9 protein-coding genes are annotated in these 16,038 nt (G+C 66.0%); 4 read left to right on the forward strand and 5 right to left on the reverse strand.

Going from position 1 to position 16,038, the window contains the following annotated elements:
- Positions 1 to 687: 687 nt before the first annotated feature.
- Positions 688 to 1,266 carry a hypothetical protein gene (locus tag A5766_RS08645; RefSeq protein ID WP_005208322.1) on the reverse strand — a complete coding sequence of 193 codons (579 nt, stop codon included), beginning with the start codon at positions 1,264 to 1,266 and terminating at the stop codon, positions 688 to 690.
- A gap of 338 nt (positions 1,267 to 1,604) precedes the next feature.
- Here A5766_RS08645 and A5766_RS08650 point away from each other — a divergent pair, with 338 nt between their 5' ends.
- Positions 1,605 to 2,984, forward strand: coding sequence for a hypothetical protein (locus A5766_RS08650; protein WP_141630943.1), 1,380 nt, complete (start codon positions 1,605 to 1,607; stop codon positions 2,982 to 2,984).
- Positions 2,985 to 3,091: 107 nt separating this feature from the next.
- Complete coding sequence (locus tag A5766_RS08655; protein WP_005208324.1) at positions 3,092 to 5,968, forward strand: AAA family ATPase; 2,877 nt, start codon at positions 3,092 to 3,094, stop codon at positions 5,966 to 5,968.
- Here the strand turns inward: A5766_RS08655 and A5766_RS08660 are convergent.
- The 4 genes from A5766_RS08660 to A5766_RS08675 all read right to left on the reverse strand — a co-directional run bounded on the left by A5766_RS08660 (position 5,942) and on the right by A5766_RS08675 (position 14,510).
- Positions 5,942 to 8,251: a helix-turn-helix transcriptional regulator gene (locus tag A5766_RS08660; protein ID WP_231894585.1), complete on the reverse strand. Its 2,310-nt coding sequence runs from the start codon at positions 8,249 to 8,251 to the stop codon at positions 5,942 to 5,944. The two genes, A5766_RS08655 and A5766_RS08660, sit on opposite strands and share 27 nt — an antisense overlap.
- A 191-nt stretch (positions 8,252 to 8,442) precedes the next feature.
- Positions 8,443 to 10,113 (reverse strand): hypothetical protein, encoded by a 1,671-nt coding sequence (locus tag A5766_RS08665; protein WP_064904264.1) that lies wholly within the window; start codon positions 10,111 to 10,113, stop codon positions 8,443 to 8,445.
- Positions 10,114 to 10,356: 243 nt separating this feature from the next.
- A complete protein-coding gene (locus A5766_RS08670) occupies positions 10,357 to 11,970 on the reverse strand; it encodes a hypothetical protein (RefSeq protein WP_156527413.1) in 1,614 nt (537 codons plus the stop codon).
- A 164-nt stretch (positions 11,971 to 12,134) separates the two neighbouring features.
- On the reverse strand, positions 12,135 to 14,510 hold the full coding sequence (locus A5766_RS08675; protein ID WP_064904268.1) for a DEAD/DEAH box helicase: 2,376 nt from the start codon (positions 14,508 to 14,510) through the stop codon (positions 12,135 to 12,137).
- Positions 14,511 to 14,912: 402 nt separating this feature from the next.
- On the opposite strand from A5766_RS08675, the gene A5766_RS08680 reads away from it, so the two are divergent.
- Both A5766_RS08680 and A5766_RS08685 read left to right on the forward strand, forming a co-directional pair.
- On the forward strand, positions 14,913 to 15,116 hold the full coding sequence (locus A5766_RS08680) for a cold-shock protein (protein WP_005171662.1): 204 nt from the start codon (positions 14,913 to 14,915) through the stop codon (positions 15,114 to 15,116).
- A gap of 215 nt (positions 15,117 to 15,331) precedes the next feature.
- Entirely contained in the window at positions 15,332 to 15,934 is a 603-nt protein-coding gene (locus tag A5766_RS08685) for a hypothetical protein (protein ID WP_005208329.1), read from the forward strand.
- The last annotated feature ends 104 nt before the right edge of the window (positions 15,935 to 16,038 follow it).

The following is a 16,038-nucleotide window of genomic DNA, read 5'->3' on the forward strand; positions in this document are numbered from 1 at the left end:
CCCCCCCCCCCCCCCCCCCCCCCCCCCCCCCCCCCCCCCCCCCCCGCCCCCCCCGCCCCCCCCCCGCCCCCCCCCCCCCCCCCCCCCCCCCCCCCACTTCTCGCCGTCGGCGACACCGATCGATACCGACATGTCGCCGGTGCCGTCGGCCTTGAGGTTCATGTCCCGCGTGTGACCCTCCCACGCCCCGGTGAAAGCGCCAGCGCCCGATAGTGCTTTCGGGTTCGCTGATGCCGTTACGGTGTTCACTGGCGCGGCAGAGTCGACGTCGGTCTGGTCCGTGTTGCCGGGGGCGGTGCGAGATTCGGTGCCGGGGGCGGTCGCAGATGCGGTGACGGTCGACGTGATGACCACCGATGGCGTGGTGGGCGTCGCGGATGCATTTTGGTGCGTGCCACATCCGGTCGCTGTCAGTGCCAACGCGATTGCGGCAGAACCGAGTACGCACGCGTTCGCGAGCCGTGTCCGTTGTCGTCTGGTCTCGGGTAGATCGATGCACATGACCGTTCCTCTCGATGACTGGACCCGATGGGTACTCGATCCGACGGTGACGTGAACACGCGATCATGACTCAATCGGACGAAGCGCGGGCCTCTGACCGACTATCGCAGCGAGAAGCCGCGATGCGACACCGAGTCATTCGGCCGAACGGCTGCCGAGAGCTTGGCGTCGGTGCGGGTGTGAAACTCAGAGAGCGTCGTCGCCGATGTGGATGCGTTTGGGGTACACGCGTGTCGAATCCATCGGAGCGAACCAGACCTGGGAGAACGAGACCTCGGCGTCGCCGCGGTAGGCGAGTCGGAGTCGGCCAGGACCTCCCTTGGGCGTGGGTCCGTCGGGAATGCCGGCGCTCGAGATGCGGCTGTTCGGGATGCGTGGTGCCACCGCGTCGACGAACGGCGCCCAGTGCACCACCTCGCTCTCGGTGAGGAATGCGCCTGCGGCGGCGTGGACCTCGCCGGTCTCGGTGTCGGCCGCGAGGTAGACCTCGCCGAGCGCGGTGGCGATGCGTGGCCCGACCATCGCGCTCTGCAGGTACCACTGCGCATTGTCGACGACGTGGGCGTCGAAACGGGCGGCACACCAGGCGAAGTGGATGTCGAGTGCATCGAGCGCCTGTGCCTCGGAGTAGAACACGTCCGGCTCGCCGATCGACGCGGGCAGAGTGTCAGCCGATCCCGTCGGACGCGCCAGTAGGAAGAACGCTGGACGCGCACGGGTAATGAGTGGCGACGGAGTCACACGATCGGGGGTCCCCTCATGCATCGTTCAAGTATCCCTGAGAACAGTCTGTGACAGGCGGTAGTGGCCGGATTCGTCGAATTCGACGTGTCACGGATCCGCGTGGCCCGCACCTGACCTGGGTCGAGTACCCATCGAGACGCCACTGGTCACACGTCCAAGCTGAGTAGTTTTGCCACAGCTTTCGCCATTCGCCCGACGTTGCCTGAGAGTTCGCTGAGACTTCTGCGATGAGTGTCGTCGGCATCCGTTCGACAGGTCGAGCCGACACCGCTCGAATCCACAGCCGTTCGAATCCACAGCCGTTCGAATCCACAGCCGTTCGAATCCAGGGTCTAGGAGAAGTCACGCACATGGACGTCATGAGTCGCTCTCACACACGGAATCGAATCGGCGCGGGAATCGTGGCGGCAGGCGCAGTGGCCAGTGCCGTCGCGATCGCAACAGCACCGTCTGCGCACGCCGCGGCGGCGGTGGTCGCGGCCGACCGCGCCGCCCTCAGCGCACAGGCAGCGCCCACCGCGCCCACCGCGGTCAGCGGAGGCGCCGCGGAGTTCTACGAGCAGGTGATCAACAGCGTCATCGACAACATCACCCAGATAGGTGGCACCTTCGATCAGCAGGGACTCACTCCGATCCTCACCCAGGTCGTCCGTAACCAGACGACGGCGCTGTCGAATCTCGGTGGTGCACTCGGGAACGCGGGCGAGGGAATCGTTGCGGCACTGCAGACGCAGCTTCCGCGATATCTGGGCGAGGCGAGTACAGCGTTGCGGGAGGGGAACATTCAGGGCGCGTTGAACAGTGTCTTCCTCGCGGCCATCGTGCCGATCATCAGCGGAAGCGGTCTGCTCACGACTCCCGAACTGCTGCAATCGATTACCAACATCATCACTGTTCCGATGCAGAACCTGGTCAATGTGATCAACACGCAGGGATCCAACCTCGTGTTGCTCGGTAGCCTCGCACTGATCGGCCCGGCGGTCGGTGCGTACGGCGGACTTGGTGCCGCGATCCAGGGGATCGTCGACGGCCTGTCGACAGGCGATCTGGACGCGACCGTGACCGCACTCCTCAAAGCCCCCGCCATCGTGGTCGACGGGGTGCTCAACGGGGGCTACGAACCGAACGTCGCGGGCTTTATCGGCCTCGACCTCCCGGGAGTGTCCATCACCACCGGAGGGCTGCTCGGACATGCCGAGATCTCCGACGACGGCATCAAGATGCCCGGCACGATCCCTGCGCTGCAACTCATCGCGCAGACGATCTCCTACGCGATCGCCCCGCCGCAATCCACCTCGCGCGCCGTGACGCCCAAGGCTGTGAACGCCCCGGACGAAGCGACCCTCGACGCCCCTGTCGTAGCGGATTCTGCTGCTGAGCAAGACTCCGTCGCCGCGAGTTCCGGTGCATCCTCGACCCACGCGACACCGGACGTCGACCGCGATGATGTCGACGCTCCTGGTACGCCGTCGACGCCGAGCGCTGATTCGACCCCAACCACCCCGCCACAGCACGAGGCGACGACGAATCCCGCACCCAGCGGCGTCGAGAACCCGGGAACCGGAACACAATCCGATCCGACGCCGAGCGCCGAAGGGTCCGAGCCGTCGACAGGCCCCGTGTCCGCAGAAGCGACACCCACGGATCCCGCACCGGCAGACGGCACGTCCGCCGACTCGGCGTCCAAAGACTCCACGTCCACAGATTCCACGCCCGCCGACGCCGGTGCAGCGGCCTGACGATAAAATCGTGACCAGCGGTCGGGCGCTCTGCGGGGAGTGCCTGTCCGGTCCGCTCTCGTCTGTTGAGTTCGTTACGGGCAGTGTTGCCCACGGGAGATGATCGGGTGTCGGCCGAATGTGTCGCGGAGCGTTCCGACGACCGCGCAGAGCCCTCTGGGCCAGTGCGTCGCGGCACGTTGCTCGGCCGCGAACGTGAGCAACGTGAACTCGCCGATGTCATCGACTCCGTGTTCGCAGGTGGCACCGGAGTCTTGCTGGTGCGCGGCGAACCGGGCGTCGGCAAGACGGCGCTGGTGACTGCCGTCGCAGATGGTGCAGGCAAAGCCGGAGCGTCGGTGTTGCTCGGACGTGCGGTCGCCTTCGAGCAGTCCCTCCCCAATGCGCTTCTGCAGGTGCTGCTGCTGCATCTCGTCGATGATCCGGCACATGTTGCGTCGCAGCATGTCTCGACGCTACGTCTCGCTCTCGGACTCGACGCCGGAGAAACACCAACGCCCGCAGCGTTGGCGGGCGCGGCCGTCTCCCTGGTTGACGAGATGTCCACTCGCGCACCGGTCGTCATCGTCGTCGACGATCTCCATCATGCGGATCAGAGCTCGGCGGCGGTGCTCGAGGCGCTCGTGATCGCGCGGTTGCCACGTGTCGCCATCGTGGCAACCGCTCCGACGCACATGCGGTGCGGGTTCGGCCCGAGCACGATCATCGACGTCGGGCCGCTCGATGGCGACGCCGCGTCGACGCTGCTACCTCTGAACCATCCGAGTATGGCGCTCGACGTGCGGCGCCGTGTCCTGGCACCCGCCGAAGGCAATCCGCTCGCACTGCGTGCGCTGCCCACCGAACTACGCTACGACCAGATCGACGGCTCGGCGTCGTTGCCGCCGGTACTTCCGATGTCAACTGTGTTGCGCGACAGGCTGGTTCCCGAGATTCCCGACCTTCCGGCCGCGACACGACGCCTGCTGTTGATGCACGCGCTGGCTCCCGACACTCCGGTCGCGGATCTCCTCGCGACGCTCGGCAGTCGCACATGTTCCGACGTCGTCGCCCCGGCGATCACGGCGGGACTCATCGAACTGAGCGTCGTCGACGGCGAGTCACCGTCGGCAGATCCCCCACGAATCCGCTTCACCCCAGCGCTCATCGGATCGGCGCTGATGAGTGCGGCAACCGATGACGAGCGATCGTCGGCGTATCGATCACTCGCGCGAGTTCCGCAGTGCTCGGCTGGGATCACACCCGATATGTCAACGGGAAGAACCACATTCGACGACGCGCTGGCAGCTCAACTCGAAGTGGCCGCGGAGGCCGATCTGTGCACAGGCGAGTGGCGTTCGGGGCTGGCCCGGCTCCGGCGGGCCGTCGAGCTCAGTGGTGATCCCCGGGAGCGTCACCGACGACTGGCCCGTGCAACGCAGGTTGCCGCACGCGTCGATCGTGACGCAGCGCGGGAGATGTTCGTCGGAATGCAGACAGGGCAGCGACATTTCGAGAACTCGATCACCGACGCACTCGCCGCGTCGGCGGTCATCGTCATCGACGACAATGGCGACGTCGACACTGCCTATCGGATGCTGATGGATGCGTTCGAACGCACTGCGCCGCACGACCCCGACGATCCGGTGGTCGTCGAAGCCGTCGAGGCGTTGCGCGAGTTGTGTTGGCTCGGTGGGCGTGCGGAGTTGTGGGAGGGGTATCGGCGGATCGTCGACGAGGTGGCGCCCGAAGCGTCGTCGGCACTGGGACTTGTGGCGGCACTCTGGAAGGGGCCGTCGACGTTGTCGGTCGTCCAGCAGACAACTCTGGACGCGCTGATCACCGGGTTGTCGGTCGACCATTCTCCGCTGTGGATCGGTGAGATCGCCGAGATGGCTGCGACATTCGACCGGATCGATGAGTGTCGTGTGGTACTCGATGAACTGATCGACGGCGTAGACACCCGCCGCGACGTAGCGAGCAGGCCGTCGATCGCGGCGGTGTGGGCGATGCTGCAGCTGGCTCAGGAAGCGTTCCACCGTGGGAGATGGTCGACAACAACAGAATTGGCTCAGCGGGCCAAGGTGGTCTGCGACGTCGACGGCCACGATCACCTCGGCTGGCTCGCCGACTATCTACTCGGCATGGTGGCCGCGGTTCGTGGTGAGGTCGACGTGGTGGAGCAACTCGCGGCGCGCATGCGTGCGTGGGCTCTACCGCGGCGTGCCTTCGTGCTCGTCCGGTTCGCCGAACATCTGTGGACGATGGTCGCCGGTGGGCGCGGAGATGTGGGTTCGGTGTACATCCACGCGACGGCGGTCAGTCCGGTGGGTCAGCTCGGACCGTACGTCTCGATGTCGGGAATGATCGCATTGGATCTGGTCCGATCGGCGACACGCACCGGTCGAGGCGACGATGCGCGAGCGCATGTCGCAGCCATCGAAGAAGCCCGGCTCGACCGAATCTCACCGCGGCTGAACATGATTGCGCTGGCATGCCGGGCAGTGATCAGTCCGGACGACTCGGACGCCTTGTTCGAGGAGGCGCTGGCAGTGCCGGGCGCCGACCAGTGGGTGTACGAGTATGCGCGTATCCAGTACACCTACGGCATGGAACTGCGACGCAAGCAGGAGCTCGTCGCGGCCAGGACCCAACTGCGAGCGGCACTCTCGACGTTCGTCGACCTCGGCGCCACGCCGTGGGCCGCGCGCGCCGAGGCGGAGCTCGACGCCACAGCACCGACTCGCAACGTCACGGCGGCAGACTCGGAACTGACCGCCTATGAACGACGTATCGCAGACATGGCGGCGTCGGGCCTGACCAACAAGGCCGTCGCGGAACGACTCGACATCTCGCATCGCACCGTTGGCAATCATCTGTATCGGATCTACGCCAAGTTGGGAGTGACGTCGCGAGTGGAGCTGCGCGACGTGCTCGCAGTCCCGAGATCAGTGCCCGGTGGTCGCGCGGCCGACAGGTCAGGTGAAGAGCGCGCAGTCACGTAGCGCCGTACGGGATCTCACTCCGACGGTCCGGTATACGTGCGAGAGATGACTGCCCACCGTACTCGGCGCGATACCCATCCGAGATGCGATGGCACGGTTGGACATCCCCGAGGCGGCCATCTCGGCGATGCGATGTGCCGTGGCGGAAATCTGTGGGGATCGACGTGGCGGCGTGAAGGTGGTGACCGACTCGCCGAGCAACCGTAGTTCATCGGCGGTTCGAGCAGACCAGTGGTCGGCGCCGAGCACGGTGAACGTCGAGAGAGCTTGGTAGAGTTCCTCTCTCGCGGCGCGACCGAGGCCGTTCATGCGCAACCGACGCCCGAAATGCAAGCGCACTCGCGCCACGTCGAACGGCCATCGGTCGGCGCCGGGCGTTGCGATCGCAGAGCGATACGCCTCGACATCGTCGGTGACGATCGCGTACGAACCTGCACGCAGGAATGCGAGCCGGACGTCGGGTCCGAAGCCGACGTCGGCGAGCGCCCGTGCCACCGACGCTGTTGCCGACGGCGATTCGCATTCAGCGGCGGCTTCGGCAAGGTCGATGATGGCGCGGTCGCCGCGGGTGATGACGTCGGCAGGTCCGTCTTTGGAGGCGCGGAAGACGCGGAGTGCGGTTCGCGGATTACCCGCACCGAGAGCCGTGACGGCCTGGAGGTGGCTGTCGTGTCGTGTGACGCCCACGCCCTTGGAAATCCATTGGGGCGCCGAGAGTGAGGTGGACGGGACGCGCTCTCCGCGATACGCGGACAACAGTTTTCGTGCTCTGACCAGATAGGCCAGCGCGTAGAGTTGCAGGCCCGACTCCCGGCAGAGAGCCATGCCGCCGTCGAGAGTCCGCTGCGCCTCGTCCCAGCGTCCCGCGCCCAGATAGTGGGAGCCGAGCATCCATGCGGCACAAGCCGAGGAGGTGACCGACGTGCGTGGGTCGGTCCACACCCGATGCAATGCGGCCCGCCACCAATAGCTGCTGCTGCGGGAGGTCGCGACAAACGCGCTGCGCACCACGTCCGCGGAATCGGCTGAGTGCTGCAGGGTGTCGATCAGTCGGTCAAGTCTGGCGTCGAGGTACTCATGGGACGCGCGATCGGGCGAAAGTGTCTGCGCCGCAATGAGTGCCCACTCCGGTGCGATCGTGTCGTGTTGTTCCACCAGAGACGCGAATTCTGACCAGTGCTCCGGCCGGTCGTCGAGATGGCAGAGTTGGTAGTGCGACCAGAGCGCATCGTCGAGAATACGATCGCCCGGTTCCGAAGGATGTGCGCGAATCGCTCGTGCAAAAGTCCGTTGCGCTTCGCGGATCGACTCCGGGGCCTTTGCAGACAGATACGAGCGCGCGACGACCGCCTCGAGTGAGCGTGTCGCCGTGGCGTCGATGCTCACCGCTTCGTCGAGAAGTGCGCTGGCCGTGGGGATATCGGCGCTCACCGCGGATACCAGAGCCGACGCCGCGGCGAGTCGTCGAGCCTTGGCAGACGGCTCTGTGGTGTGTGCGGCGCTGAGGCGGAATGTGTGTGCCGCCGTATGGGAGTCGCCATGGCGAAGGGCCTGAGCAGCGGATCGCTGTAGGAGATCTGCGACGTCGTCGTGGTCGAGCCCGAGTGAGGTGTGGTCGCTCGTCGATGGTGGGGCCTCGGTCGACGCGATGGCGAGATAGCCCGCGCGGACCAGTTCGCGAGGACGGCCGTCTCCGCGACGCACGATTCGACGACGATCATCGGAATCGAGACTCGGAAAGTGCAGGCGCAGAAAGTGATCAGACGCCGCTGCGTCGAGCGGATGGACCGCGAGCGCGACGTCGACCGCATGGCTGGGAAGACCCGCGACGCCGGGCACGCAGGTGGTGACGAGCTTGACGCTGCTGCCGGTCAGCCGTCGACTCAGGTACGAGAGTGTTTGTGCGGCATCGTCGTCGAGCCGATCGGCGTCGTCGAGTCCGATGAGAAGCGAGTGGGATCGCGGCAGGCGAGCAAGGCTGAGCAACGTCTGTCGCAGATCGTTGGCGTTGTCGTCCGTGGCGATGCCCGAATGGTGCTCGGAGGTGGCGGATTCGCGGAGGTGGGCTGCCAGTTCGGATAGAACCGACTCGGAGCCTGCGCGCGTGTTCAGTCGTGCGAGTCGGTATCCGGCGTCCGACGCCATACGTTCGGCCGCGGCGAGCAGCGCGGTGCGCCCGGTTCCCGGTTCGCCGACGAGCGCTATCGAATGGTCGGTCGGCGACGAGACGAATGCGCCCAGTGATCCGAGGAGTCGGTCGCGCGCCGTCAGGGTGTGTGACACCACCGCTGCTGCACCTCCCCTGTGAGCTAAGTTACTTGCAAGTACAAACAACAATGTAGCTCACCTCGGAGGCGCCCAGATGTCCGGGTTGCCGGAAGCTGGAGTCGGCACTTCAAGCCGTGCCCGGCCGGCAGAACACAGCGACGCCCACGACCGAGGTGGTCGTGGGCGCCGCGTTGTTCGTGGAGCTGCTACTTCGAGGCGGAACCGCTCGTCGATGACGCGCTCGACGCGTTGCTGCTCGATGCCTGTGACGACGACGGTGAGGACGTGGCGTCGGAGTCCGCCGAGGCGGTGGCGTCGGAGCTCGAAGCTCCTCCGGTGCCGGCGCCCGCAGAGCCCGTGCCCGCAGAACCGTTGCCCGCAGAACCCGTGCTGGCAGAACCCGTGCCGGCAGTGTCGGCGCCGATTGTCGTGCCGGGGTCGGCTGCGGGGGAGTTGTCGGTCGCTCCGGTCGCTCCGGTCGCTCCGGTCGCGTCGTCGCCGACGGTGGCAGGTGCAGAGGCGCCGCCCGACCCCGTTACGCCATCCTCCGTGCCACCCGACCCCGTCACGCTCTCGCTCGGCGTGACCGCACCGGCGTCGGACGAACCGGAGTCTGTGGTTTCCGGCGAGGTGGTAGTCGTCGCGAGATCCGTTGCGGCCGTTGCGCCCTGGGCTTCGGCGGCTACCGGCGTCGCGGCCCTGACGATCGGCGCGCTCGCGACCGGCGACGCATCGACGGTGTACGACGTCTTCGGAGGTAGCGGAGCGAGCGCAGTCGCGATTGACGTCACGATGTGCTGCAGTGCGCCGAGCGTGCCCGGCAGGAGGATGTTGAGCTGACCGTCCTCGTCGAAGCTGCTGTCGAGCGCGGGATGCAGTAGGCCACCATTGATGACCGGGAAGTCGCCGAGACCGATGATGTTGCCGACGCTCGGGCCATAGCCGCCATTGAGGAGGCCGTCGAGCATGACGCCCGGCGCTTGCATCAGCGCGGTCGCGACCTGCCCGATGTCACCGGCTTCGGCGCCGTCGACCACGGTCTGGACAGCATTCCCGACCGCCCCGAGGCCACCGGCCAGCGGACTGATGATGCCCATTCCGGCGAAGAGTACGACGTCCGGTACCTGATAGACCAGGCGCTTACCCGCAGCGAACGGCTCCGACAGCGCAGCGCTGATTCGATCGTTCGGGATCGCTCCGGCAAGCGCCAGACCGGCGTCGAGCGGCACGTCGAGGATCTTCATCAGTGCGGGCATCACTGATCCGGTGGACGGATTGATTGCCGCGTAGATCGGCGCGCCGGCGACCAACAGGATGTTGTTCATCGCCGACTCGATGTCGCCCGCCTTCAGGGCAGCCGTGGCGGCGGCGAGCAACTGCGGAACGTCGTTGCGCAGTGCTTCGGCAACGTCCTTGACCGCGCCGGACAGCCCCGGACCGACGCCGCTCGCGGCCTCGGACGCCTGCTTCCACAGCGCAGCGAAATCGGGGCTGGTGCCCGACTTCCACTCGCCGTTCACAGCGCCGTCGGCGACGCCCTTGACGAGATTGAGCTGGTTCTCCAACACCTGACTCAGAATCGGGAGTGCTTTATCGGGCGAATTGGCCTGCAGCGCTTTGATGCTCGTGAGTGCGCGCTGGATGGCGTCCGCGTAGATCTGCGTCGGGTCGGCGTCGGCGGCCAGGGTGGTCACCGCATGTGCGCCGACGGTTGCGGTGTCCGCGACGAGCTGCGTCGTCGACGCTGCCCCCTCGGTTGCGGCCACCGTTGCGGCCTGACTCATCGCCGGGACGGCTGCGATCACTGCGGCACTCGCGATGGACATTCCCGTGAGGGCCAACGCGCCCACCCTCGGGCGAACGACAGCGTTCTTCATGGTCACTCCTTGTCAGTGGCGGCACCAGAACCTCGTCCGCCCCCGAGCGACCCGATTGCAGCGCGCCGCCACCACCCGACGCGCCGTCGTCGAGGGTGCCTCGTTCGCACTGCAAAATGACGGGATGCGCGCAAGCCGGTAGCCGCGTGACTCAGCTTGTGAAGCGGAACACGACGCACAAAAACGCCCCGACGCCTGCGGAGAACGTGTCCGCGGGCGCCGAGGCGTCGTGAGGGGTGTCGATCAGTTGTCGCTCGACGCTGAGCTTCCTGCCGAGTCCGCTCCGGACTTCGACGCTGAGCTTCCTGCCGAGTCCGCTCCGGACTTCGACGCTGCAGAGTCCGCAGACTTCTTTGTGTCTGCCGCGTCAGCGTCGGTAGCCGAGCCGGTTCCCTTCGAACTCGCAGTGCTCGATCCCTTGCTGCTCGATCCCTTAGTGCTCGAGCCCGCGGTGCTCGAACCCGTGCTGCTCGACGTCGAGTCGGTGGCGGACTTCGAATCATCTGCGGTGCCCGATGATTCGACGCTGCCCGACGTATCGCCGCCGGAAGGCTGGGCGGGTGCCTCTGTGTCATCTGCGACCGTTGTCGTCGGCGCAGCCGCATCGGAAGCAGTCGTAGCCGCATCGGAAGCAGTGGTAGCCGCGTCGGAAGCAGTCACGGTCGAGTCGGTCTGGGCCGCGACCAGCGTCGCCATGTCGACGCTCACGGTCTTCGGCGGCACCGGCGTGATGGCCTTGATGATGTCCGACTGAAGGCGCTGAAGCACCCAGCCGGTGCCCGGAATGATGGTGGCGCGGTTGCCGTCGGCGTCCTTTCCGATGAGCTGCAGCGCGCCTCCGAGCAAGCCGCCGCTGACGACACGCAGTCCGCCGACGCCCACTAGTCCGCCGACGCTCGGTCCGTAGCCGCCGTTCAGGAAGCCGTCGAGCGTGATGGCAGGCGCCTGGACGAGTGCGGTCAGCGCGCCTTCGAGATCGTTGGTGCCCAGGGCGTCGATCACGTTCTGCACGCCGCGACCGAAGCCGCCGATCCCGCCTGCGACCGGGCTGATGATCCCCATCCCGATGTAGGCGAAGTCGGAGCCGATCACGTTGTTCACCTTGATGGCGTTGCTGATCGGTGTCGAGATGGCGGCGGCGAGGTCGGCGTTCGGGATCGCACCCGCAGCGATGAGGCCGGCGTTCAGCGGAACGTTGAGCAGCTTGACGAGCGTCGGGACCACGCCGCCTGCCTTGGTCGGCTTGATCACGGAGTACACCGGCGTGACCACGGCGAGCAGCAGGTTGTTCATCGCGCCTTCGACGTCGCCGGACGAGAGCGACGTCGAGACGGCTTCGAGCAGCTTGGGGAGCTGATCGGAGAGTGCCGCGGTGACGTTGGCTTCGATGCCCGCGGAGTCCAGGCCGTCGAGTGCGGCCTGGATCTGGGTCCAGATCGGCGAGAAGTCGGCTGCCTTGCCCGCTTTCCACTCTCCGGCGACAGCACCGTTGATGATGCCGTTGACCAGCGCGGTCTGGTTCGCCAGGAGCTGGTTGAGGATCGGGTACTCGGTCTTCGACGCCGACTTCTTCAGCTTCTCGATGGCAGCCTGTGCCTTGGTGAGCACCTGCTGGTAGATCGCCAGCGGGTCGGTGTCGGCAGCGGAAGGTGTTGCGGCAGAAAATGTTGCGGCGAGTGGTGCCGCCAGGGCTGCGGTGGCCGCTACAGCAGCGTCCTGCGTCACAGCGGTGGGCGTGGCGGCGGCATACGTGGCTGCCTGGCTCATCGACGGGACGGCCCCGATCACCGCGGCACTCGCCACGGAGAACCCGGCAAGGGCCATCATGCTCGCCCGCGGGCGAACGGCAGCGTTCATCATTGTCACTCCTAGAAACCGGTGGCGAGCAGTCGTGAGTAGTCGGGGTCGCCAGGTGGACCCCGGAGGTGGACGCCGTCGCCACTCGCCGGCGGCACCGCCGATGACTGTGCACGTCGGATCGACAAAAGAGACAAATCGCCGCAACGGCGTGGACAAATGACTCAGCTTGCGAGGTGCGTCATATCTCGCATGAGGTGTGTGATAGATCGCAGCACGCTCAGGGCTCCCGCCTTGTCGAGCGGCTCATTGCCGTTGCCGCACTTCGGTGACTGCACGCACGACGGACATCCCAGCTCACAGCCGCACTCGGAGATGGCGTCCGCGGTCGCTGCGATCCACGTCGTGAACTGCGCGTACCCACGCTCGGCGAATCCGGCGCCTCCGAGATAGCCGTCGTAGACGAAGACGGTCGGAAGTCCGGTGTCGGGGTGCAGGTTGGTCGAGAGTCCTCCGATGTCCCACCGGTCGCACGTCGCGACGAGGGGCAGCATGCCGATCGCCGCGTGCTCCGCGGCGTGCAGGGCACCGGGCAGGCGCGTGGCGTCAATACCCACCTCGGCCAGCGACTCCGGAGTCAGCGTGTACATGACCGCGCGCGTGTGCAGTGTCTGACGCGGCATGTCGAGTTCGACGGCGTCGAGCACTTCGCCCGACGGGAGTGATCGAAGATATCCGACGACCTGATGGCTGACGTCGACATCGACGAACGCCACTGACAGCGGCCCGTAGGTGTTCGACGAGACGACCGACGTCACCGATACGTCTGTGGTCTCACGCGCAGACGTCGTCCAATCCGGCTCCTCGGGATGAGCCAGCGCGAGTCCCTCGTCGAGATCGAGTTCGTCGACGACGTAGCTCTCGCCCTGGTGGATGTGTACCGCTCCGGGATGCACCGTCGCGGGGGCGCGACCGGCGTCGACGGTCCCGAGTAGTTCCGACGTCGTTGCGTCGACGATGAGCACCTGCCCGCCGATTCCGCCGCGAATGTCTATGTCGCCGTGGGGTTCTACGCCCGCGGCCGGATACCAGCCCGCCTTCCGTTTGCGGAGTAGGCCGTCGGCGGCGAGTTGCTGCACGGCGTCGCGCGCGCCCCAGCGCTCGATCTCGTTGTCCCCCAACGGGTACTCGGTCGCCGCGCACAGCAGATGCGGCGCGAGGATGTACGGGTTGGTCGGATCGATGACCGGCGCCTCGACCGGCGTGGCGAGCAGCGCGTCTGGATGGTGGACCAGATAGGTGTCGAGCGGGTCGTCGCGTGCGATCAGTACGACGAGCGCATCGCCGGATTCACGTTGGCGCCCAGCACGTCCCGCCTGCTGCCAGAACGAGGCGATGGTTCCGGGGTAGCCCGCGATGATCACCGCGTCGAGTCCGGTGATGTCGACGCCGAGTTCGAGTGCGTTGGTCGTCGTCACCCCGACGAGCCTGCCATCGGAGATGGCGGCCTCGAGTCGACGCCGATCATCGGCGAGATACCCCGCGCGATACGCGGCCACTTTGTCGACGAGGTCGGGAGCGCTGTGCGACAACAGATCACGAGCCCGCAGTGCCGCAATCTCGACGCCGCGTCTGCTGCGTCCGAAACACAGTGTGCGAGCGCCCTCGACGACGAAGTCGGCCAACAGACGGGACGCCTCTGCATCCGCGGATCGCCGTACCGGAGCGTCGTTCTCGCCGGTTACGCCCGGTACGAAATCGGGTTCCCATAGGGCGACGGTCCGCTCGCCACGCGGCGACCCGTCGTGTGTGACCCCGACCGCGGGTTCGCCGATGAGTCGTTCGAGCGCGGCGGCGGGATCGGCGACTGTCGCACTGGCCGCGATCACCGTCGGCTCCGAACCGCACGCACGTGCCAGACGTAAGAGTCGACGCAGCACCATCGCGGTGTTGGAGCCGAACACCCCACGGTAGTGGTGACATTCGTCGACGACGATGTATCGCAGGTGCGCGAAGAATTGTCGCCATTGGCCGCGCGACGGGCCGCCGGCGTGTGTGCCGGGCGTGGCGACACCGGTCAGTATTCCCAAATGCAACATGTCGGGATTCGTGAAGATCCACCGCGAATGTGCTCGAGCCCACTGTCGGATCTCGGAATCGGTGTCGCCGTCGTACGCGCACGGCTGGAGGTGAGAAAAGTCGCGGCGTCCGGAGATGATCGACGTGAGCGCCTTGAGTTGATCGGCACCGAGAGCTTTAGTCGGGCTGAGATACAGTGCGGTCGAGTGTGGTTCGGCGAGAAGCGTCGTCAGAATTGGCATTTGGTACGACAACGATTTGCCAGATGCGGTTCCGGTGGCAATCGATACATGTCGGCCTGCGAATGCGTGGTCGGCGGCCTCGGTCTGATGAATCCACGGTCGTTCGATTCCACTATCGACGAGAGCGGCACGGACCTCGTTCGAAATCCAATCGGGCCAGGACGCGAAAGTTGCTGAGCGGGAATCGATTACCGAGAGATGAGTTACCGGACTGGAGTCCGGATCTGTTCCGGCCAGTGAGCGACGAAGAAGTTCGGTGCCGAACGTGGAGTGGTGCATAGACGAAATGTCGTGGTGACCGGGCGATCTCGGCGCGCGAGGCCCCAATCGGTGCGAGTGCGTGATTATGTCCTATAGCCAGCAGGTTTTCCTTGCATACGATGTTACCTTTCGGTCTCGAACGTCGAAAAATCGGGTGGTTTTGGCTCAGAGTGATTGCGACGACTATCCAAGTCGCCTCGAACATGATTGACTGAGTTTGGCCGCAGCTCCCGGGCGGCCATCGCTGATTGCGGTGATCGCGCGGGATCGGGTTGCAGCCGTGGTACTGAAGTTGTCAGGCCGAATGGTGTTCGTCCACGAACTCTCCCATCGGCGTTCTCCGAGGTATGGCGGTACGACCGGCCGCGACACGTGACCAGCGTGTCGGGACAGTTTGAATGTATGTAAAGGATTGCAGGAATGGCACAGGGGACTGTGAAGTGGTTCAACGCGGAGAAGGGCTTCGGCTTTATTGCTCCCGATGAGGGCAATGACGACGTGTTCGTCCACTACTCGGAGATCCAGGGCAACGGCTTCCGTACCCTCGAGGAGAACCAGCGCGTGGAGTTCGAGGTCGGACAGGGCACCAAGGGTCCGCAGGCGACCGGCGTCCGCGCCGTCTGAGACTTCGGCTCAACAGACGAGCTTGATCGATGCAACGCTCCCGTCCTCTTTCGAGGGCGGGAGCGTTCGTCTGTCAGCCTTCCTTTGCCGTCGACGCCAATCGGTGACCCGGCGTTCGGCGTCCCTCTGTTCGGTGTCCCTCTGTTCGACGTCCTGGTGTTCGACGTCCCTCTGTTCGATGTCCCAGTAGGCAAGGCACCAGTATTGTCTGGTGCGTGGGCCAACTGGCGTTCTTCTCTGCCGAACTCGACGAGCCGTCGCTCGACGACCTCGGCGGCCTTCTCGCAGCGCACGGACAATCGTCGCGCGTCGCAGGTAGCGGGTCGGCTGCGGGTGGTACGCGCGTATCGATCGTGCTGACCGCGCCGTGGCGCGCGGCGGCAGTGGTCGAGGAGATGAAGGCCTGCGGCGTCGACACCGAGCTCACCGAGTCCGACGAGGGTAATCCGCTCGCACGCAGCGCACTCACACCGCTGCTCGACGCCCTGCACGCCACCTGGTCGCGTGGTGCGGTCAAGGCTGTTCCCGCAGGCTGGGTTCCCGGTCCTCGTGCGCTGCGACTCTGGACGATCGCCGCGGGATCGTCGGATGCCGGGCACTACCAGCTCGGACTCGATCCACATGCTCCCGATACCCATGCCCAACTCGCGACTGCGCTGATGCGGACCGGGATTGCACCTACTCTTGTTGGCACGCGAATCCATTCGCCCGCATTGCGGATCTCGGGTCGTCGTCGACTCGCTCGTCTCTGCGAGTACGTCGGCGAGGCGCCGCACTTCGCGGGAGCGCGTGCGGACTGGCCGGACGTCGGCGACTGACGAACGACACACTTCGTTTCGCGCTCGGCATATTCAGCGTTGACCAGGCGTTATGGGCGGCAGCGTCGTCGAATTGCGTGGTGGATACCCGCCCATCGTGAATT

Origin of the sequence: Gordonia sp. 852002-51296_SCH5728562-b (assembly GCF_001665475.1) — a bacterium.
Classification (GTDB): domain Bacteria; phylum Actinomycetota; class Actinomycetes; order Mycobacteriales; family Mycobacteriaceae; genus Gordonia; species Gordonia sputi.

Bases quoted from the DNA above. Each gene is read 5' to 3' on its own strand.
- A5766_RS08645 (WP_005208322.1), bottom strand. From the start codon at position 1,266: ATGCATGAGGGGACCCCCGATCGTGTGACTCCGTCGCCACTCATTACC.
- A5766_RS08650 (WP_141630943.1), top strand. From the start codon at position 1,605: ATGAGTCGCTCTCACACACGGAATCGAATCGGCGCGGGAATCGTGGCG.
- A5766_RS08665 (WP_064904264.1), bottom strand. From the start codon at position 10,113: ATGAAGAACGCTGTCGTTCGCCCGAGGGTGGGCGCGTTGGCCCTCACG.
- A5766_RS08670 (WP_156527413.1), bottom strand. From the start codon at position 11,970: ATGAACGCTGCCGTTCGCCCGCGGGCGAGCATGATGGCCCTTGCCGGG.
- A5766_RS08675 (WP_064904268.1), bottom strand. From the start codon at position 14,510: ATGCACCACTCCACGTTCGGCACCGAACTTCTTCGTCGCTCACTGGCC.
- A5766_RS08680 (WP_005171662.1), top strand. From the start codon at position 14,913: ATGGCACAGGGGACTGTGAAGTGGTTCAACGCGGAGAAGGGCTTCGGC.